The organism is Sedimentisphaera salicampi (genome assembly GCF_002117005.1).
Taxonomy (GTDB): Bacteria; Planctomycetota; Phycisphaerae; order Sedimentisphaerales; family Sedimentisphaeraceae; genus Sedimentisphaera; species Sedimentisphaera salicampi.
This window is the reverse complement of record NZ_CP021023.1, coordinates 195,359-216,579: the sequence shown is the minus strand read 5'-3', so window position 1 is coordinate 216,579 and position 21,221 is coordinate 195,359. Positions and strand designations below refer to the sequence as shown.

At 43.2% G+C, this 21,221-nt stretch carries 11 protein-coding genes; 7 read left to right on the top strand and 4 right to left on the bottom strand.

Going from position 1 to position 21,221, the window contains the following annotated elements; all coding sequences use genetic code 11:
* Positions 1 to 47: 47 nt before the first annotated feature.
* Positions 48 to 2,720, bottom strand: coding sequence for a DUF3604 domain-containing protein (locus STSP1_RS00785; RefSeq protein ID WP_085754521.1), 2,673 nt, complete (start codon positions 2,718 to 2,720; stop codon positions 48 to 50).
* A gap of 5 nt (positions 2,721 to 2,725) precedes the next feature.
* On the bottom strand, positions 2,726 to 4,558 hold the full coding sequence (locus STSP1_RS00780; protein WP_123806940.1) for a GxGYxYP domain-containing protein: 1,833 nt from the start codon (positions 4,556 to 4,558) through the stop codon (positions 2,726 to 2,728).
* A gap of 262 nt (positions 4,559 to 4,820) precedes the next feature.
* Here STSP1_RS00780 and STSP1_RS00775 point away from each other — a divergent pair, with 262 nt between their 5' ends.
* The 7 genes from STSP1_RS00775 to STSP1_RS00745 all read left to right on the top strand — a co-directional run bounded on the left by STSP1_RS00775 (position 4,821) and on the right by STSP1_RS00745 (position 15,822).
* Positions 4,821 to 5,960 (top strand): uroporphyrinogen decarboxylase family protein, encoded by a 1,140-nt coding sequence (locus STSP1_RS00775; protein WP_085754519.1) that lies wholly within the window; start codon positions 4,821 to 4,823, stop codon positions 5,958 to 5,960.
* Positions 5,920 to 6,933: a uroporphyrinogen decarboxylase family protein gene (locus STSP1_RS00770; RefSeq protein ID WP_085754518.1), complete on the top strand. Its 1,014-nt coding sequence runs from the start codon at positions 5,920 to 5,922 to the stop codon at positions 6,931 to 6,933. The genes STSP1_RS00775 and STSP1_RS00770 overlap by 41 nt, the downstream gene beginning before the upstream one ends.
* Before the next feature lie 73 nt (positions 6,934 to 7,006).
* Positions 7,007 to 8,011, top strand: a complete 1,005-nt coding sequence (locus STSP1_RS00765; protein WP_085754517.1) for a uroporphyrinogen decarboxylase family protein — start codon at positions 7,007 to 7,009, stop codon at positions 8,009 to 8,011.
* A gap of 11 nt (positions 8,012 to 8,022) precedes the next feature.
* Positions 8,023 to 9,141: a uroporphyrinogen decarboxylase family protein gene (locus STSP1_RS00760; RefSeq protein WP_085754516.1), complete on the top strand. Its 1,119-nt coding sequence runs from the start codon at positions 8,023 to 8,025 to the stop codon at positions 9,139 to 9,141.
* A 29-nt stretch (positions 9,142 to 9,170) separates the two neighbouring features.
* Positions 9,171 to 11,159, top strand: coding sequence for a sodium:solute symporter family transporter (locus tag STSP1_RS00755; protein ID WP_085754515.1), 1,989 nt, complete (start codon positions 9,171 to 9,173; stop codon positions 11,157 to 11,159).
* Positions 11,160 to 11,225: 66 nt separating this feature from the next.
* Complete coding sequence (locus tag STSP1_RS00750; RefSeq protein WP_085754514.1) at positions 11,226 to 12,632, top strand: FAD-dependent oxidoreductase; 1,407 nt, start codon at positions 11,226 to 11,228, stop codon at positions 12,630 to 12,632.
* A 178-nt stretch (positions 12,633 to 12,810) separates the two neighbouring features.
* Positions 12,811 to 15,822: an alpha-mannosidase gene (locus tag STSP1_RS00745; protein WP_085754513.1), complete on the top strand. Its 3,012-nt coding sequence runs from the start codon at positions 12,811 to 12,813 to the stop codon at positions 15,820 to 15,822.
* A gap of 88 nt (positions 15,823 to 15,910) precedes the next feature.
* Here STSP1_RS00745 and STSP1_RS00740 read toward each other — a convergent pair whose 3' ends face one another.
* Both STSP1_RS00740 and STSP1_RS12605 read right to left on the bottom strand, forming a co-directional pair.
* Positions 15,911 to 16,618 carry a PEP-CTERM sorting domain-containing protein gene (locus STSP1_RS00740; RefSeq protein WP_161491543.1) on the bottom strand — a complete coding sequence of 236 codons (708 nt, stop codon included), beginning with the start codon at positions 16,616 to 16,618 and terminating at the stop codon, positions 15,911 to 15,913.
* Between the two features lie 117 nt (positions 16,619 to 16,735).
* Positions 16,736 to 20,965, bottom strand: coding sequence for an FAD-dependent oxidoreductase (locus STSP1_RS12605; RefSeq protein ID WP_085754511.1), 4,230 nt, complete (start codon positions 20,963 to 20,965; stop codon positions 16,736 to 16,738).
* Between the last annotated feature and the right edge of the window lie 256 nt (positions 20,966 to 21,221).

Genomic DNA, 21,221 nt, shown 5'->3' with positions numbered 1-21,221 from the left:
TTTTATCAGCAATCTCTTTCATTTTCTTATCTCAATAGATAAAAGTCTTACTGCAAATAATAAAGGTTGTTTGATTCATTCACTTCAGTTATTCTCATTGAAGGATCAACTGCGTAGAAACCTTTTTTGTTGTCTATGGGTATCTTCTCATCGCTGCTGATTTTTGAAATCTCATATGAATTAAATCTATTTTGCGTAATTCCGTTGAGAGGTACAACAACTTCTTTAGAGACAATTTTCTTTGGACCCATGTAAGTTCTGACTTTTCGGTTCAGCTCTATCACGGCCTGACATTTGCGGTCTGTACGGCTTTTTATCATAATATCGAAGCCCTGAGAATGGGAAGGTATTACCATTTTGCCGGTTTCGAAAGTGATATTGCCTTTGCCGTCGTCGCTGTATCTATTTTTCCGGAAAATGAAGTCTCTGTTGAAATCGACGTTATAATCTTCAGCCCCAATTATTCGGATACGGCCTTCAATCGGCTCTCCGTGCCAGCGGTAATGGAACATAGTCTTGAAATCGTTCCATCGCTGTGTCCAGATCATAGCAGCAGATTCTTTCATGCCGCACTCGTACCCTTCCAAGGCAGGCAGCGCAAAGGGATGCTCAAAACCTGAATACATGATGTTTATCTTCTCAGCATCGCAGTTTCCTTCATTGCAGAGAAGAGCAGTATCGCCGTTTTTAACGACAGTCAATTCGGGTACAGACTTTTTTCGTACCCATACAGGAGTACCGAATACCCTGCTGCCGTCCTTCTGGATTACGGCGACAGCGTAAGGCCTTTCATCCTCAGAAGGCTGAAGATTTTCAAAAACACAGCTTACGTCTCTCTGATTTTGCGGTGATTTTTCGCCAATCTTTTCAAGGCCTCTGTAAAGATAGATTTTGTCTATCAGATCTGTTCCTGAAACCTGTACATTAATATCAAAAGATTCATCTGTGCGAAGCTCATCGCCCATAAAGGCATCCTCAGCCCTCACTTCAAGGAATATCCTCTCACCGGTTGTACCGTAAACATGCCTGTTGTGATAGGCGTTCATAATTCCCCTGCGGGTATAATCTGAGGTGATTGCGGCAGTAAGCCCCTGGGGGTGGTCGTGATTTGGAGCGCAGCTTCCTACTGTCCTTCTACCGGGCAGGCCTGTATGTGAGTCTGAATCTCCTATAGCAGCAAGCTTATAACCTTTGTCAATTACCCAGAGATAGCTTTCTGTGTCAGAATTCCTTGCAGCTCCGAATTGCGAGTCTTTATCAAATTGCTTATAGGGGAAATACATTCCGCCCCAGTCTGAGTACACCTCTACCGCAGGCGTAAGCTCTTTACCCGCTGCGTTTTTTGTATGCACAAGATTATAGAACGGAAGCCTGTCTGCATGGCCGTGCGGTATGAAGAGGGCTTCAGTGTCTTTTAGCATCTCACGGATATTGAAACCATAGTCTGTGTATCGCTTGGTGAAATACTTATCCATATCCTCAAGCTTTGCTTCGGGAACGTATATGTTATAGTGGCCGCTGTCCATGGATGTCCATTCATAGCCGAAAAGGGTTACAAACTTTCCTGGGTTGTTGTATTTTTCCGCCTTATAGATTGTATCTTTCCATGCCTTTAGGCTGTCTGCATTGCCCGTTCGCCATCTAAGCAGCCTGCTTACATACCTGCCCTTTACCGGCTTTTGTCCCCTATGGTCGCTGAGTGCTACAAAGTCCATTCCGGAAATATCGCGAGCGAAGGAATAAAATGTATCCAGATCGGTCCCCCAGCATTCAGAATACTGGCAGTGGTTGTGTATATTCCCCCAGTAGATTGGATTTTCTACCTTCTCACGAACAACAATCGGATTGCTCTCGAAATATTTTGAACTTCCTGAAAGGCTTGCCTTAACTCTGTATATGCCTGGTTTCCGGACTTTGAGCCCTTCAATAGTTTTGCTGCAATCATCTGAATATCTGAATTTCACTCTATCAGGAAGAGCAGAAAGATTCTCAAGCTCTTCAAGTACCACATCATTCTGATAACTTGGACAGGCCTTATTATCAAAATCATCTATAACTGAAATTTTTAGACTGAAGGGTTTATCAACCTGAATTAATGAAGGCGCAAACAGCCTGAGTTTTGAAGCTCTGCCGCCGTTTATGTCAAAATGGGGAAGAGAGCTTATCCAGCCCATTTTTGCCCAGTCCATTTCTTTACCCTCAGAGCTTTTCCATGGATTTTTGTTTGCCCTGCCAGCTAAACAGGTGTATGTCTCGAAGGTGAGATTTTGAACTTGGGTAGGGTTTATCAATGCCTTAACGCTTCCGTCTGGCTGTTTATTACCAATCTTCAGTGCAAAGCTTCCACCTGCATTAAGGCCTTCAGGGAAAACGATTTTGACTTCTCTAAATCCTACACCGTTTACTCTCTTCGGCTCGAGTTTTATATTGGGCAAAGACGTTTTATATTGGGCAACCTTCAAATCAGTACTTGGGGGACAATGGAAAAAGGTCTTTACACTAACCGGCTCGATTAAAACCCTATGGTAAGAGCCTGCGGGGAGGGCATAACTTCCGTTTTCGTATCTTAGCTCTAAATCTGCTGTTTCTGCAGCTGTAAGCTTGTTTGGCGACAAACTCCATTTCCCGGGCGAAGGGATTTGGGGCTCAGCAGTTAAAACGCTTGGCAAGCTTGCTGCTCCGCTGACACCTACAAGCTTTAGGAAATCGCGTCTTTTCATAAAAATTACCTTTCGGAATATTTTTTCTGTAATCTATTGATAACTTCTTCTGTTTGTTCAGGTCTTTTTTCCATCCTTACTCTCCAGATAAGCTCTTCAGGCGTTACTACATGCACATCTTTATGATTGAGCCTGTCAACACACCACTTAACTGGGGTAAGTCCGCTTTCAGCATTTTTAAGCTGTTTTTTTGAGGCTTCTTTTGGAACGTTCTCTGCCTCTTGATCGTTATCTGGAATCTTATTGAATTTAGACCATGCATGAGAACTCACAATGCTGAAGCCGGTATCTGTTGAATCTTCATTTATCAGCCTTGCTATTTTGGCAGGCGTTCCGCCGCCTTCCCAGCGGGCATTATTCCATATTGAATGGGTGGCAGTAATCACAGGAATCTCAGTTCCTTCTGAATTTTTATACCAGAAAATTTCGCCGTCGCCCCCGTTGTATGGATAATACTGCACTGCAATCATTCCGTATATGCCTTTGAGCTTTTTGGCATACAGTGAATATGCCTCCAGTGCTTCAGGACTGTCAACATCTTTACAGATAAAACTAAAGACCTTTATTCCTGTTCGATTCAGATAATGAGAAATCCTTTCTGCGTGCATCTCGAGATACTTTAAGCGGTTCTCTCTTTTTTTTGCAAAAAGGTCAGGATAGTAATAACCGCCTCCATATTCCATCAAACCGGAATTCTTCGGCTGGGTGTCTGAAAGATAATTGAAGGCGGCAGGGCAAAGCTGTGATAAATGTCCCGGGCAGATTGTCCAGCCCATAGGAAAACCTCCGTGATAGGGATTAGCCCAGTATCTCCTGTCCATACAGAATTTTCCGGTAATCCACTGCAGATTATCCCCGTCGCTCATAATAAACGCAGCAGGACGGCGATTGTCGTTGTAATTTATATCGGAAGGTTCGACTGCCTTTATTCTCCTGAGTTCTGCATTTTCCGAATCCGCCGAAAGCAGCGGAAGGTTTAATGCCCAGTTTGTAGCGGTTTGGAAATGCCCGTATTCTGTTACAAGTCCTGTCTGTTCGGCTTCTCCCCCGCAGTTCCAGCCGAATACTGGCGAGGGAGGATTAAGCCATTCGCTGAATTTGGCTGTTATATCGTTTATCCCGTAAACACAAGCGCAACGGTTAGCTATAGCAACAGCCCTGTTGTAGCCAACTTTCGGGTCAACAGTAAGAAGAGCATTTCTGTTGAGCTCGCCAAGAACATTATCATAACACCAATCCATAGTTTTGCCGCGGGCATCAAAAAGCCTTTTCAATCCAAGCCTTCTGCCTATAACCTCAACATTCTCCTCAAGCAAAATAGCATTTCTGATGCCTGCAAGAGTTGTTGCAACATTCAGAGAAGAGTCTATATCCTCCCTTTCAGTATATGCGCCGCCCTTTGAATCATCGTATGAATAAACTATATATCCTTCAATCAGGCCTTGTTTTTTGAAACGCTTAATCAGGCTGGTCAAAGAATGAACACCTTTATCCTCAAAACCAAGCCTTTCCTTTGTCATCTTGAACCACTTTTGATAATCGCTGCTTCTTTTCTGTATCCATATCATTTCATCAGTTTTGCCCTGATTAACACCTTTGGCAGCCAATCCAGAAACAGACTGAGCAAGTATGTGCATTAAATTTCCAAAATGCTTTTTGTTTTCCATCTTATCAGGCAGCTCACTTCCCAAATCTCCCATATAATTTGTCTTCAAGACAAACTCCGGTGGTTCTTGAGAGGGAAACCATCTGGGTGAATTGGCTATGGCGTTCGCTGAAAATGAAAACACACACACAAATAAGACTGCAATAACCTGATTGTCCCTTGAGAAATTCATAAAAAAGCCCTTAAATTCGGTTAACAATATACAGAAGTCAACAAAGCTTTTGTAACACTGCTTTAAGCGAGATCACTAAATCTTGAACAAAACAGTAATAAAAAAGTTTTAGCTATCAGATACAGTTTATGAAAGAGAATATACTGCAAATTTAAAAATCGTCAATATATTTATTGACAAATATTTGCTATTTGTTAGTTTTACCATATGCAAAAGTTGCTTCGTGTTAACATTTTTTTATTTGAATTTGTTGAGGTATCAAATGGCTCAAGTACCAGACGGTTTTCTTGAAGGCAACGTAGAAAGGTATCGAAAGCTTATAAGGGGTGAGCGGGTGGAATATGCACCTTTTCGCTTGTGGCTGGACTGCACTTTTGTATGCGAATATGCAAATGTAAACCCCAAAGACTACAGCAGTGATATTGAAGTAATGTTCGAAGCTCAAAAAATTGTCAACGACCGCTTTTACGGCCTCAGGGATTTCTCAATAGACATTGGAAATGCCGATATATTCTTTGATCTCGAAAAGTTTAACGAAGACCACCCTGAATCCGTGCCTGACAGGGTACTTGAGAAAGACTTAGACAATTTCGACCGCTATTTCTGCACTACACCAATCGCTGAAACCAAGGCGGCAAAGGAAATAACAAAAGCAATTGAATATTTCAACAGCCGGCTGCCTGACGACAAAAAAGTTTATCACTACCTTGGTTCTACAGGGGCAATGGATCTATACTCAATATTCAGAGGTACTGAAAAGTTTTTCATAGACCTCTACGACCACCCCGCAAAGGTAAAAAAAATATTCGACTTTCTTTTCCAGCGAACGCTTGAATGGATTGAATTTACCGAATCAAGATGGGGCAATATGCCAGCAAACAATAACCTCTACGACAAAGTGGACATCGGCGAGGACTACTGCGCATACCTGCCACCAGAGCTCTTTGATGAATTTGTCCGTCCTTACACAGGCGAAATCTTCAACAGATACAAAGGCAAAGCTCTCTGCAGCCTTCATACCGACGGAGACATTATACCCTCAGGGATTTCCCAGCTCAATAAGCTTAATATCGATGAGCTGATGGGCTTCTCTCCGAATATCGATATAAAAGACTTCAGAGAGGCTCTTCCCGATGTGATACTTGCAGGGAATATTCATCCGATCAACGTTATGATTGAGGGGACTCCTGAAGACGTAAAAAATGCTGCCAGATACTGCTTTGAAACTGCAAACCAGAACCAGAAATTTGTTTTATGCACCGGCGGGGCAATATCAGCAGGTGCTAAACCTGAAAATGTGGATGCTTTCATTGAAAGCACATATGAAATAGTTAAATACGATAATCAATGCGAGGACAGCTATGACTCCCAGAGAATTAGTAATACGAACGTTAGAGTTTGACAACCCTGCAAGAATACCGAGGCAACTCTGGCTTCTGCCTTGGGCTGAGAATCATTATCCGAAAGAAGTTTCCAAAATTAAAGCAGATTTCCCAGACGATATTGTCCCGCCTCCAAACTGCCTTAAAACGCAGCCTAAAACTGAGGGTGATCCGTTCAAGCTGGGTACTTTCTTTGATGAATGGGGCTGCGAATTTGTAAATAAGCATGAGGGGATTATCGGCGAGGTAAAATCGCCTATTGTGGAAAGCTGGGATGATCTCTCCAATGTTCGTCCCCCTTCAGAAATGCTTAGTGTTGATAAGGATAAGGTAAACAGCTTCTGCAGAGAATCGGAAAAATTCATCCTTGCTGGGGCGTGTCCAAGGCCTTTTGAGAGACTTCAGTTTCTCCGCGGGACAGAAAATGTAATGCTTGATCTAGCGATGAAGCCGCCTGAGCTAAAAACACTTATAGATACAATCCATCAATACAACCTCAAACTGCTTGAAGTGTGGGCGGGAACTGATGTCGATGCGCTTACCTTTATGGATGACTGGGGAGCCCAGAGATCGCTGCTGATTTCACCTAATCAGTGGCGCGAAATTTTCAAACCCATGTATCAGGAATATATAGATATAGCCCACTCAAGCGGCAAGAAAATTTTTATGCACTCCGACGGATATATTCTGGATATTTATGAAGACCTGATTGAACTGGGTCTTGATGCTATAAACAGCCAGATATTCTGCATGGGACTTGATGAAGTAAGCAGGATTTGCAAAGGCAGATTAACATTCTGGGGTGAAGTAGATCGCCAGAGGCTTCTGCCGGAGGGAAGCCAAGATGATATCCAGAACGCCGTCAGAGAAATATTTGATAAATTATACCAGAACGGAGGAACAATAGCCCAGCTGGAATTCGGCCCCGGCGCAAAACCTGAGAATGTTTATACCGCTTATGAAACCTGGAACAATATTTCAGCTAATTTATAGACTTGCGAATTTGGCAAATGAAGTTATGTTTGTCATTAGATAATAATTATAAATTTAAGCAAAAGGGAATCTAATGACTTCACGCAAACTGGTAACAAAAACACTTGAGTTCGATAATCCTGAAAGAATTCCGCGACAGCTCTGGCTTCTTCGCTGGGCTGAGATTAATTATCCGGAGCAGGTTTCGAAAATCAAAACGACTTTTCCGGATGACATAATTTCTTCGCCTAATTTTCTTAAAACAAGCCCGCAAACCTTTGGAGACCCCTATATTTCAGGGACATACAAAGACGAATGGGGCTGTGAGTTCTACAATAAACACGAAGGAATTATGGGCGAGGTTAAATCGCCATTGATACAAAACTGGGATGAACTTTCAAAAGTCAGCCCACCTTCTGAAATGCTCACTGTGGACAAAGAAAAAGTAAACCGCTTCTGCAGCGAATCTGAGAAATTCATCCTTGCAGGCGCTGCTCCGAGGCCTTTTGAGAGGCTTCAGTTTCTTCGCGGGACAGAAAACGTAATGCTTGATTTGGCAATGCAGCCCACCGAGCTTGAAACGCTTATCGGCACGATCCATCAGTATAACCTCAAGCTCCTTGAAACTTGGGCTGAAACTGATGTTGATGGGCTTATGTTTATGGACGACTGGGGAATGCAGAATTCGCTGCTTATTTCGCCGGATCATTGGCGAAGGCTTTTCAAGCCGATGTACAAGGAATATGTCGATATAGCCCGCTCAAAGGGCAAGAAAATCTTTATGCATTCCAACGGCTACATATACGATATAATGGAAGATTTGATAGAAATTGGGCTGGATGCCTTGAGCAGTCAAATATTTTGTATCGGATTAGACAAACTCAGCGAAAAATTCCGCGGGCGGATAACATTCTGGGGCGAGATAGACCGCCAGAATCTTCTGCCGGAAGGAAGCAGCGAGCAGATAAGAAACGCAGTTGAAGATATCTGCGGCAAACTCTACAAAAACGGAGGAGTAATTGCACAGGTTCAATTCGGGCCGGGTGCAAAGCCGGAAAACATTTATACTGCCTTTGAGGCCTTTAATAACATTCTATAAAAGAGCATTAGGTGAATTTTGCAAAATTGAACAGCGATGCAGTTTTTGGCAGATCAGATGGGAAAATCCTCTGGCAGCCGCGAATAATATGCTGGTACCATGATAAGATATTCAGCGGCGAACCTCTTCCTGAAAAGTATGCCGGGCTGAGCATCTACGATATCTACAGAAAGCTCGGCTGTTCTGCACGGCTTTACGAATTCGGGGAATGTTTTGAAAGACAGGAAGATTACAGGGTACAGCAAACCTTCCAAGAGAACCCGGACGGAAAAATCACCCATACAATTGAAACACCTGCCGGCTGCCAGACAGAAATACTTCAAAAAAGCAAAACCTCTCAGTGGCCTAAGCATCTGAAGCGAGAAGTTGAAACTGAGAAAGAACTTGAAACAGCAGCTTGGCGGGAAGAAAATTGCTCATGGAAATGGAACGGGGAGAAATATAATAAACTTATAGAAGAGATTGGCGACTTGGGAGCTCCTGCGGTTATAATGCCCCGAATGAATATCCAAAGCCTTTATCTTGAAAAAATGGGCATAGAGAACGGCATTTTTGCGATGCAGGATTGGCCTGAAACTGTGGACAGGTATTTCAATGCCCTTGAAGAAAGTCACAGCAGACTTATAGAATTGATAAACGATTCACCTGTTAATCTGGTTAATTTCGGTGAAAACATACACAGCGACAGCCTACCACCATATTTATTCGAAAAATATCACCTGCCGGCCTGCCGGCGAAGGTGCGATAAGCTTCATTCGGCAGGCAAATTTGTTTATTCTCACTGGGACGGGAACTGCCGACCACTACTGAAATACGCAAGACAGACCGGCCTTGACGGAATTGAGGCTATAACTCCAACCCCGCAGGGCGATGTAACCCTGGAAGAAATAAAAGAGGCTCTCGGCGACGATATGTATTTGATAGATGGAATTCCTGCTGTGTTTTTCGATGAGACCTACTCTGAAAAAACTCTTACAGATTGCACAGAAAGAATAATCGAACTTTTTGCACCTAAACTTATTTTAGGTATTTCCGACGAGATTTCTTCAACTGGAGACATTGAGCGGATAAACCTAATAACGGATATAGTAAACAGTTATAACAGTCAATTCGAAACAGTTAATTTTTAAACACTACAACATTAAAAGGTATACTTAAGATGCATTATTTAAGCTGGCTGGACTACACGATCATTGGTTTGTATTTTGTATTTTTGCTGTGCATCGGTCTCTACATGCGCAAAAAAGCAGCAGAAAGCCTTGATGACTACTATCTTGGCGGAAGGAAACTGCCTTGGTGGGCTCTGGGCTTTTCGGGAATGGCAATGTGGGTAAACATTGTTGGCACAATGATAATAGTAGCATTCATATATATGATCGGCCCAAAGGGATTATATATAGCCTTCCGTGGAGGGGCAGGGCTTGTTATGGTTTTCATGCTGCTTTGGACGGGAAAATGGCACCGGCGATCAGGCTGCATGACGCTGGCTGAATGGATGATGTTCCGATTTGGCAAGAGTTTTGGTGCGCATCTTTCACGAATCGCTCAAGTTGTAGCTATAATACTGCTTACAATAGGGCTTCTCGGTATGACTATAAAGGGGCTTGGCATATTCCTGTCTCTTTTCCTCCCGTTTACACCTTTCCAATGCTGCCTGATTTTCGTTGGTATGGCAACAGTTTACACAGCAATATCCGGCTTTTACGGCGTGGTTTACAGTGATATTGTTCAGGGTCTTTTCATTTTCATAGGCGCAATTTCAGTGGCGTTTCTCGCCGGCTTTGAAATACCTGATCTTACTTCATTTTCAGATACAGCAGCACAGGTTACAGGGAATCAGGAGTGGGCAAGCAGCGCGCCGGAAATAAAGACAAAATTCCTTCCGGGTTATGAGCAGTATTCAAACCTGCTTTCTTTCGCTCTCTCATATCTGTTTTTGAACATACTTCTCGGAATGAGCGTTTCGGGCGCTGAGCCAATGTATTTCGGGGCAAAAAGCGACAGAGACTGCGGGCTTATGTCTGCATTCTGGACGGTTATCATGAGCCTGAGATGGCCTCTGATAATGGCATTTGCAGTGTTTGGAATATATCTTGTTCGGGATTCATTCCCCGATACTAACGCAATACCTCAGGCCGCAGAATTGATAAGGGCACATCTCGGTGAGATTCCAGCGCACAAATGGTATGATACGCTGGCTCATATAGTACAGGCGCCTTCCGAATATTCGCCTGAGCTTATAAATGGTTTGAAAGACTTATTCAATGAAGGCTGGAAGAGCAAGACCTTAATGGTTAGCTTTGAAGGCGGGGTTAATCCGGAAACTATAATGCCGGCAGTTTTGATGAAGAGCATCCCATCAGGGGTGAGGGGCATAATCTTCATAGCATTGATTGCCGCTGCAATGTCCACGCTGGACTCTTCAATAAATAAAGCGGGTGGATATTTTGTAAATGATTTATACAAAAGATACCTTCGCCCTAAAGCAAAAAACAGGGAGCTTATTACTGCAAGCTACTTGTTTACATTCATATTAGTAATAGCAGGTTTCCTCCTCGCTTACACCCTCAAAGGCGTTACGGATATATGGGAATGGCTCGTTATGGGTCTCAATGCTGGCCTTGTGGCTCCATGCTTTTTGAGGCTTTATTGGTGGCGTTTTAACGGCGAAGGTTTTGCAATCGGCATGTTCTCCGGTATGACTATTGCAATACTCCAAAGAGCAATAGCCCCCGGACTCGACCCGAGAATACAGCTTTTGATAGTTTTTGCTGCAACGCTTCTGTGCACCATAGCGGCGACTTACTGCTTCAAGCCTACCGACTGGAACACTCTCAAAAAATTCTATATGAGGACTAGACCTTTCGGGCTCTGGAAGCCTCTGAAAGACACTTTAAGCCCTCGAGAGAAAAAACTTATGGAATCCGAGCACAAGAATGACATTATAGCTGTGCCTTTTGTAATGGGATGGCAGGTAACCTTATTCCTTATGCCTATGCAGCTGGTTATTCATTCGTTTAATGCGTTCTTTATAACTCTCGGCATTTCGGTCTTCTGTATGGTTGGTATGTACTTCTTCTGGTACAGCAAACTTCCTCCGGCAGATGGGCCTGTAGAAAGCTATAAATTTGATGAAAATGCCGAATAAAATGTTTGCCTGATAAAGCAAGTTTTAGGAAATTATTCTCTAATAAAAATTGTATGAGGTTTTATAATGTCAGCTATAAATAGTTTCAACAGAAGGAATTTTATAAAGAGCTCGCTGCTTACGCCAGCTTTCTTAACTTCAACCATGTACGGCAATAATGATAAGCTTAATGCAGGCCGTAAATTAGATATTGATGCCGTTGAAACCGACGTACTGGTATTGGGTGCGGGCGCCTCAGGCATACCCGCTGCAATCTCTGCTGCACGCGAAGGGGCAAGGGTTGTGCTGCTTGAAGAGGATCAGCAAATAGGCGGCGCGCCAACAGATATGTACGTTGGGTATCTTTGCGGAAATCCGATGGTGGGTATTTTCAAGGAAATGGTCGATAAACTGAAAAATGACCATTCGCTTTTGAGGCCTCAATCCAATAATAAGGATAAATTGTCTGACTTCTGGTATGTCCCATCCTCTTACAGTATGATTTTGGATGATATGATATCAGCAGAAAAGAATATTCAGGTTATCTGCGGGGCAAGAGCTGTTGAGCCTCTGATAAGCCCAAAAGGAAACAGAGACAGATTTGAGGGAGTGATCGCTTCCGGAGCCGCTGGGCATTCGATTGCAGTAAAAGCAAAAGTTACAATAGATGCCACGGGCAACGGCGCAGTATGTGAAATGGCCGGCTGCGAGTCAATGTACGGAAGAGATTCAAAAGCACAATTCAATGAAACTCACGGGAAAGAAAAAGCTGATGAGAGGGTTATGCCCTGTACGCAGATGTTTATAAGTCAGAAGTTCGGAACTGAAAAATCTGACTTCAAGGTTTATGAAGAGCTAAATGCAGGATGCATCGATTACGGCTACGGTTGGTTCAAAAATGTGAAAGATAGCTTTTACAATAGAAAGACCGGGATTTATATTCACTGGGGAGCCACTGAAATTTGCAAGGATACGAGAAACCCTATAGAAGTGTCAAATACCCAGAGGCTCTTGCAGCAAAGATTGAAACCAACGGTAAGAAAGCTCTTTGAAAGCGGTTTCACGGTAAATTTTGCGCCTAAAGTAGGAGTAAGGGAAAACAGAAGAATCAAAGGCGATTTTGTAATTACCGAAGGCTACATGAGGAAAGGCAAATATGCAGATGACACTGTAGCTATCGGTCAATACTATCTTGACGGCTGGGGTGAGAGCTGGACTAAAGAAGACAAGCATATCCCCCCTTTCGGTATTCCTTACCGATCTCTTATCCCAAGCGGATTTGAGGGTCTCTTAACAGCCGGAAAAATAATCAGCGGCACACATATAGCAATGACGGCCTACAGGGTTCAGCCTATAGTTTCGCAAACCGGACAGGCAGCCGGACTTGCCGCAGCTATGGCAGCTGGTAAAGGGACTGGGCTGAGAGATATTTCCGTAACAAAAATGCAGAAAAAACTCAAGAAACAGGGTATGCTCAGAGACCTGAAATCTTGAAAAACCGTCCAGCTTTCCAGCTAATAAAAAAAATACTTCATTAACAATTATTTAGCGCTATAATTGCCCAGCCTTGAGCCTGTAAAATGTTTTACAATTAGGCTCAAGCTTCATTAGTGCGTATAAATGATAAGACACTGTTTTTTCTTCTAATCTGAAGGAAGGCGAAGGATAGAATATGTTTAGATTTTCCGAGAAGCAGATTGAAATGATGATCCAATTTGCAGACGATATAAAAGAAAAAATTTATACCCCAAAGACACCCCTCAATATTGAGGGTTACACAACTAAAGAACCTCTTCCCTTTGACAGGAAAACCGAAGGTGAAAAGAAAACCTTTAAGCCGGGAGATAAATGGGGCGATGTTTTCGACTGCTGCTGGTTTCACATTACAGGAGATGTGCCAGAGGACTGCAAAGATAAACATACCGTTCTCCTGATAGACTTCAACGGAGAGGCCTGCGTATTTGATAATCACGGGAATCCTCAGAGAGGATTAACCAACGGCAGCTCTTCATTCTGCTTTTCGCTGGGACAACCCGGAAAAAGGGTACTTCAGCTCTCGAATGATGCAAAGCAAACCGGCAAAATAGATATATGGATTGATGCAGGCTGCAACGACCTTTTCGGAACACTATGCAAAGACGGCAGAATAGAACAGGCAGATATAGCCGTATGCAGGGATGACATAAGAGATCTCTACTACGACTACTGGACAATCAGAGAGCTTATGCAGGTGTTGGATAAAGACAGTGCAAGATATGCAAGGGCTTCAAGAGCTCTTTATGAGGCGATGGTGATACTTCATAACTTCGATGAGGATGAAGTAAAGCGGGCGAGAGACCTGCTAAGTAAGGAGCTGAGCAGAAAAAGCTTAGACCCATGCCTGAAAGTCAGCGCTGTAGGCCATGCCCACATGGATCTAGCCTGGCTCTGGCCGATAAGAGAAACCTTCAGGAAGGCTGCAAGGACATTTTCAACCGTACTGGATTTAATGGGACGCTACCCTGAATACATTTTTGGAGCCAGTCAGCCCCAGCTATATCAATGGGTTAAAGATGAATACCCTAACCTCTACAGCAAGATAAAAGAAAAAGTCGCTGAGGGAAGATGGGAGCTTCAGGGTGGAATGTGGGTTGAATCAGACACCAACCTGCCTTCAGGTGAATCCCTCATAAGACAATTTGTTTACGGTAAAACATTCTATAGAGAAGAATTTGGGCTTGACGTAAGGAATCTCTGGCTTCCTGATGTATTCGGATATTCAGCATCTCTTCCACAAATAATGAAGACTTGCGGAGTTGATTACTTCATGACTCAGAAACTCTCGTGGAATGACACCAACAAATTCCCCCATCACACCTTTTACTGGAAAGGCCTGGACGGAACAGCAGTATTGAGCCATATGCTTCCGGAAGAAACATACAACAGCAATGCAGGCCCGCAGTCTATAGCTAAGTCAGAAAAGAATTACGCCCAGAAAGCTGTAAGCGATAGATGCCTGATGCTTTTTGGAATTGGAGACGGAGGCGGAGGGCCTGGCGCAGAACATCTCGAGAAGCTCAAAAGGCTCAAAAACCTTAGCGGACTTCCCCCTGTAAAGCAGGAATTCAGCTCGGACTTTTTCGAACATCTTAACCAAGACAGCGCAAACTACCCTCAATGGCACGGAGAACTCTATCTTGAAAAACACCGAGGCACATACACCTCGCAGGCTGAAACCAAAAAATACAACAGGATGCTGGAACTGCGTCTGCGGGACCTCGAATTCCTGGCAACCGTCGCTATGCAGAATGGGTGGGATTACCCGCAAGAAAGGCTTGATGAGATTTGGAAAGAAGTCCTTCTCTATCAATTCCACGACATACTGCCAGGGTCTTCAATGAAGCGGGTTTACGATGAGTGTCTCGAAAGATATGAACTGCTGCTTCAGGAAGTGCAGCAGCTTACCAGAGATGCATTAAAATCACTCTCAGAGAATAAAAACGGCAGATTTGACGCGAGCAGCAATGATATAGCAGTATTCAACACCCTATCATGGAAAAGAAGCGAGTGGGTTCAAACAAAATACGGTTGGCTGAAAGCCGAAGTGGAACCGATGGGCTTTAGATGCTTTAAAAAATCAGAGATTATTGAAGAAAGTTTTCCTCTGAAAGCCGAAAGAAAGCTCCTTGAAAACGAACTTATCAGGCTTGAATTTTCAGAAGATGGCCGCCTTATATCCGCTTATGACAAGCAGGCAGGATTTGAAACAATACATGAAGGCAGCAAAGGCAACACCCTTGATGTTTACACCGACAACGGCGATGCATGGGATATACTTGAAGACTATCAGAAGCTCCCTTCTGAATCCTTCAAGCTCGAAAGCAGCTCTGCAAGCCTCAGCGGTCCAAAGGCGATTCTGGAACAGACATACTCCTACGGTAATTCAAAACTTACCCAAAAGATTGTCCTAACTCACGGCAGCAAACGAATAGACTTCAATACGGAGGTTGACTGGCATGAAAACTCCAAAATGCTAAGGACGAAATTCCCGCTGAATGTTTTCAGCCATTTTGCAACCTGCGATATACAGTTCGGCAATCTAAGACGCCCAACCCATACCAACACAAGCTGGGATAAGGCTATGCTTGAGGTATGCGCACATAAATTTGTGGACATATCACAGAAGGACAGAGGCGCTGCAATTCTAAATGACTGTAAATACGGCTATAATTTATTTGGGAATGTGATAGACATTAACCTGCTCAGAAGTACGAGTTTCCCCGGAAAAGAGGCAGATCAGGGCAAACACAGCTTCACATATTCGCTTCTGCCGCATAAAGGTAATTTAATTCAGGGCGGGGTTGCTGAGGCTGCGAGCGAGCTAAACTCGCCCCTTATCATAAACGAGGACTGCCCAATTCCTTCAGCAAGCAGCAATTCTTTAAGCTTCTTTGATATAGAATCAGAAACTGCAGTTTTAGAGACTGTTAAAAAGGCTCAAGAAGGCAGCGAAGTTGTGCTTAGGCTTTATGAATCTGCCGGCGGAAGCAGCGAGGCCAAACTCAAATCAGCCTTCGAAATCGAGAATGCATGGCTTACAAATGCCCTGGAAGAAGAAATCTGCGAACTAAAATCCAGCTCAAAAATGATAAACCTCAGCTTCCGGCCATGGGAAATAAAGACGATTAAACTGAAACTGGAATAATATATGCAGAGGCTTTTTCAAAGTGTGCAGCATTTATCAGCTTGAATTCTTAAGTATTCCGGCCTCTGCATATATCTCAGTTATGAGTTCAATTTTTGCGTTTTCTTCTAAACAATGATAAACCGCCAATCCCCAGCAAAGTCAATGTTGCAGGTTCTGGGACAGCAGTTACAGTGGTTAGGTCGCCTTGGGAATCGTAATCAACCTGAATGGAAGTCATACCTTGTATAGGGTTGAAATTATCTGAATAGGTGTTCATAAAGGTCCTGTGGTCTCCGTTTAGTTTCAGCTCCCCGGAACCAATATTAACGGTCCATTGATTGCCTGTTTCTATTCCGTTGGCAATTATTTCACCATCGTAAAGATTAATTGTGGCTTCTCCTGCTGGTTTGCCGCACATGAAGATTCCATACTCCGTATTTAAGTTCTTCACAGTTCCGTCATAAACATTTATGACGCCTGTACCATAATTGGAAATATAGAGCCTGTTGTAAGCCGTATCAAGGGTCCCGCCGTTAGTGATATTAACAGTTGCATCGACTTTTTTGCTGGCGTTTACAAACCATCCTGTAGTTAATGTAGCTCCATCAACTGTGAAGTTGACATCGTAGTCGTTTTCGTAACCCAGATCAATTCTGCTGCTGGAGGCATTGGCCGAGACAACGATTTCCTGCGCAGGTTCCGCCCCCAACTCAAGGTCAGTATCCGGGGTTGGAACACCGTCAGGGTCCCAGTTTGCAGCATCATTCCAGGAGGTTGTGCCTGCACCTCCATCCCAGTAAGCTGCGTAACTCACAGTCGATAAGACCAACACGATTGTCAGTAACTGTCTAAATTTTCCATTAGTCATAATTACACCTCTTTTAAATAATAGTACTTTCAAACACTCAATTTAACACAAACTTAAAACAAATCACATATCTTCAAGCCATTGGCTGCCCATTATTGTAAGATCTTGAATATCTGCAACTTTGTCTGAATTCAAATCAGCACCATAACACATATCACAAAATTTAAGCCAATTTTTTCCAAGAAAAGCAACGTCCTTGAAATCGACGCAACTATCACAGTTCACATCTGCCTTTCTTAAAACAGCATGAGCATGCCTTGAATAATGTCCTCTCAAGTCGGATTTATATTGCTGCAATATATTTAATGCCACATCCTGATGATCTCCGCAGCGATAAAGAGCTCTGGCCAGAATAAGTTCCCTTAATGTTTTGCCCCTGCTTGTATACGTCTTTGGTATTGCTTGCTCAATGTCTGTAATTGCAAAGCCGGTCATACCTTCTTCTGCAAGGAGGTTGGCTAGCGGCTCTGCGGCCTGAGGTGATGCTATAGACTCAAGAGCAATTGCTACAGCTCTGTGATGCGAGAGCTCATGGCCGGCATTGAGCAGTTCCACTTTATCTAAAATTGCCTGCAAACCTGCTGGATTGCCCGTTCTTCCAAGAGCAACAATGTAACTGTCAAGTTCACTCAAGCTGTTCCCGAAATCTCTTTCCACTCCAGCAGGAACATTAACCTTTAAGCCTTCATCCCATTCAGAGAAGTTTTGTACTGCATCAATAATTAGATCTATGCCAGTGTCATTACCTAGCATACCGAGAACGTGTGCAGCTCTAAACCTCGCATCTTGAGAGTTGGCTGTATTTATGCAGGCCTGTTCAAGGTATGGAACAGCATCATTTGGCTGCGCAAGAATTCTCTTAAGTCCGCTGTATTCTGAACTACCAATCATCTGGTCAACACTTTGCTGAATTTGAGTTTCCGTAAAAGGAAAAGAATCAGTGTGGCCTTTAACTTCCGGCTCTAAAATATCTTTGTCAACAAGGTCTTGCTGGAGTTGTTCAATATCAATAGTTCTGGTATGCCCACCGTTGTGAGCAGCGTAGGCAGCAGCGAGACCAGCAGCATATCCTTGATTCTGGATATCTGGCTGCATTCTTATGACTGGAATGGTGTCTCTATGTGCGCTTATTCCCAAACCAGTTGCGAGAATACCATCAAGATTTTCAGGGATGAGAGAACGATAAGGTATGTAACAATAATTGTTAGTCTGAGAAGTTTTTATATCAAAGAACTTGTGTACTGTCATGCCATGAGTGTCGTAATGACCTCCATAAGCCTTAGTTATAGTATCAGGGAAAGTCCTTAAGTTCAGGAAATCTACGACATCAAGAAAGTGCTCTCCCACGATGCGTCTTCTTTCCCTTGTCAGAATGAACTGACTTATGTCATATGCGGAAGACCATTTATTGAAACCTGTCAAGACAGTTCGGAAAACATCCATAGTATCCGTTTCTTCTACATAGGTCCAATCGTTGTTGGCATACCAAAAATATTTAGAGTAGTTGTCATTAAGGTTTCGAGGAGGGAAACCTGTCCCCTGCAATGCGGCATGCTCGTCATCAGTATATCTATAATCCGAACCAGCACAGATTGCAATATCGGCATTTCCAGTCGAATCGATTACTACATCCGCCAAGACAACACCCCTTCCGAATGGGGTTGCAACTACTACACCTTTCACTTTATTATCTTCGACTACCGCGCCGCAACCTATGGTTTCAAACCATATATCTCCGCCCGCAGACATTATTTCATTTCTGTACCACTGTTTTTTTGCTTCAATATTCCAATCCGAATTTTCGCAAAGTTCGGGCGGATTCATTTGGGCAATACCTTGGTCGATTTCTGATGTAAAACCAACTCTGTTTCCTGCATAATAGTTTCCTATGAGCCCTAATGTTCCCACTCCGCCAAGGTCGTGAAGTAATTCGACAACCAACGTATCTGCCCCATCTCTTGCGGCAGAAATCGCAGCGGGTGCACCTGCCGTACCACCCCCTACAACAACCACATCATATTCAGCCAGAACCTTCAAAGATCTTTGTTGAGCAGGTATCATTGACTGGCAAAACCGAGTGGGACTTATTCCGTACTTGGACTCCTTCACCACACCATTTATGGTGGGAGATTTATGGTTTGATTTTAGTTTGACGTCTTCCTGCTCAGGCAAACTCATTGCCTTGGCAGCTGCAAAACCGCCAATTCTTTCGCCAAGAGCTATATAAACAGGCGGGTAGAGAAGATTTTCCGCTGTTGACCTTGACACATCAGCACATCCTCCAAGGACATAAATTCGATCAGTTGAGACAGGTAAAAAAGCTCCTTCAGGGATATCGCTTACAGAAGTATAATTTCCTGTATAAGGGTTTCTTGAAATGACAGGGTCAGGAGGAACCTGCCAGATATTTTCTGATGAATCAACCTGCTCAATGCTAAAAGTAAGATCTCTTATACTCATTTCGGCGGCGGCAAATGAAGCATAGGAATCGTCAATCATATTCACCGATACCTGATATTCAACAGCCTCATAATTTCCACTGTAAGGCCCTGATACCGGAGCAGTCATTTTCCTTGACTGAATATTTGGTGCTGTCTGCTCCGGACCTCGAATTACATACCTCTGAAAAGAGCTAATTCCCTGCGGATAAGGTTCAAATTCAGCACCTGAGTTGCGTGCAACACTAGCACGAGCAGTTGCATCAATTATAACTTTGCCAAGTATAGCCTGTCTGCCGGATCTGTTAGTAACAACAACACCAGCAGGCTGGTTTTCTGAATCCCTTATAATTTCCGTGGCATATGAACCAAAAACATAGGGCACATCAGCATCAAAAAGGGCATTATTCAATTCAGTTTTAACTTGCATAGGAGTAGGAGGTCTGCGTCCCGTGGCTTCCTGCTGAGCCAGAAGAACCTGCACTTCTGCAAGGAGCATCCTTGAGACATTTTCTGGTTTTCTTACTTCAAAACGAAGATAGCGATACTTTGCATCTAAATCAGCAACCAAATCAATAGGATCCTCTTCATAAGAACCTGTGCCAAGCAATTCATTTTCAATAAAGGCAAGTTCATCCCAGGATTGACTGTCATTACTCCCGTAAACCGTTACATCCTTGACCTCGAAATTATCATCTCTCTGATATGCCATCACATTGGTTTTATCAAATGATAATCTTTCGCCTAAGTCAACAGTTATAGTAACATCGCTGTTATATTGAATGCTCTGAGAAACTGGATTAGTGAACTTGCCGTCATTAAGAAGACTGGGCGGGTCGGTGTCTTCATGTTTTGGATCTGAGGGTACGCTTGCAGTGTATTCATAATCAAGAGTTCCCTGATAAGGTTCAGGCTCTTCAAAAACTGTTTGCGCCAATTCATTGTTAGGGTCAACTCCATTCTCAAGCCATAACCTGTAGGACCCGCAGACATCTTCCCCTAAATATTTTTTGGGGGCAACCAAGTATACGCTTGCCCCAGACTCTGATGCACTTACTGCTGCACTCACTGCTGCAGTAGAACCACCTACAACTACTATATCATTTTCGGCTACAACTGGTATTTCGCGTGGTTCCTCTAAAACGTAGTTTTCCTGCTCATCTTTTTCCGCATAAATCACCGTTTTATCTGTATCAGAATCATAATTTACCTTTATATCGGTCATACCTTGTATAGGGTTGAAATTATCTGAATAGGTGTTCATAAAGGCCCTGTGGTCTCCGTTTAGTTTCAGCTCCCCGGAACCAATATTAACGGTCCATTGATTGCCTGTTTCTATTCCGTTGGCGATTATTTCACCATCGTAAAGATTAATTGTGGCTTCTCCTGCCGGTTTGCCGCACATGAAGATTCCATACTCCGTATTTAAGTTCTTAACAGTTCCGTCATAAACATTTATGACGCCTGTACCATAATTGGAAATATAGAGCCTGTTGTAAGCCGTATCAAGCGTCCCGCCGTTAGTGATATTAACAGTTGCATCGACTTTTTTGCTGGCATTTACAAACCATTTTGTAGTTAATGTAGCTCCATCAACTGTGAGGTTTACATCTTTGCCATTCTCGTAACCCAGATCAATTCTGCTGCTGGAGGCATTAGCCGAGATAACGATTTCCTGCGCAGGTTCCGCCCCCAACTCAAGGTCAGTATCCGGGGTTGGAACACCGTCAGGGTCCCAGTTAGCAGCATCATTCCAGGAAGTTGTGCCTGCGCCTCCATCCCAAAAAGCAGCATAGCTCGCAGTTGATAAGACTAACACAATTATCAGTAAGTGGCTAAATTTTCCATTAGTCATAATTTCACCTTCTTAAAAACAGCACTTTTAAACACTCAATTTAACACAAATTAAAAACAAATTACATATCTTCAAGCCATTGTCTGCCCACTATTTACTGGTTGTCTATATCTGCAACCTTGCCTGAATTCAAATCATCAGTATAATAAAACGACAAAACTTAAGCGAAGCATTACCTAAATAATATTAACGTCGTTATCTATAAAACATTTTCTTAAAAACATTTTGAGCGTGCACTAAATAATGCACACTCAAA

Bases quoted from the DNA above. Each gene is read 5' to 3' on its own strand.
- STSP1_RS00745 (WP_085754513.1), top strand. From the start codon at position 12,811: ATGTTTAGATTTTCCGAGAAGCAGATTGAAATGATGATCCAATTTGCA.
- STSP1_RS00775 (WP_085754519.1), top strand. From the start codon at position 4,821: ATGGCTCAAGTACCAGACGGTTTTCTTGAAGGCAACGTAGAAAGGTAT.
- STSP1_RS12605 (WP_085754511.1), bottom strand. From the start codon at position 20,965: ATGACTAATGGAAAATTTAGCCACTTACTGATAATTGTGTTAGTCTTA.
- STSP1_RS00785 (WP_085754521.1), bottom strand. From the start codon at position 2,720: ATGAAAAGACGCGATTTCCTAAAGCTTGTAGGTGTCAGCGGAGCAGCA.
- STSP1_RS00780 (WP_123806940.1), bottom strand. From the start codon at position 4,558: ATGAATTTCTCAAGGGACAATCAGGTTATTGCAGTCTTATTTGTGTGT.
- STSP1_RS00770 (WP_085754518.1), top strand. From the start codon at position 5,920: ATGACTCCCAGAGAATTAGTAATACGAACGTTAGAGTTTGACAACCCT.
- STSP1_RS00755 (WP_085754515.1), top strand. From the start codon at position 9,171: ATGCATTATTTAAGCTGGCTGGACTACACGATCATTGGTTTGTATTTT.
- STSP1_RS00750 (WP_085754514.1), top strand. From the start codon at position 11,226: ATGTCAGCTATAAATAGTTTCAACAGAAGGAATTTTATAAAGAGCTCG.
- STSP1_RS00765 (WP_085754517.1), top strand. From the start codon at position 7,007: ATGACTTCACGCAAACTGGTAACAAAAACACTTGAGTTCGATAATCCT.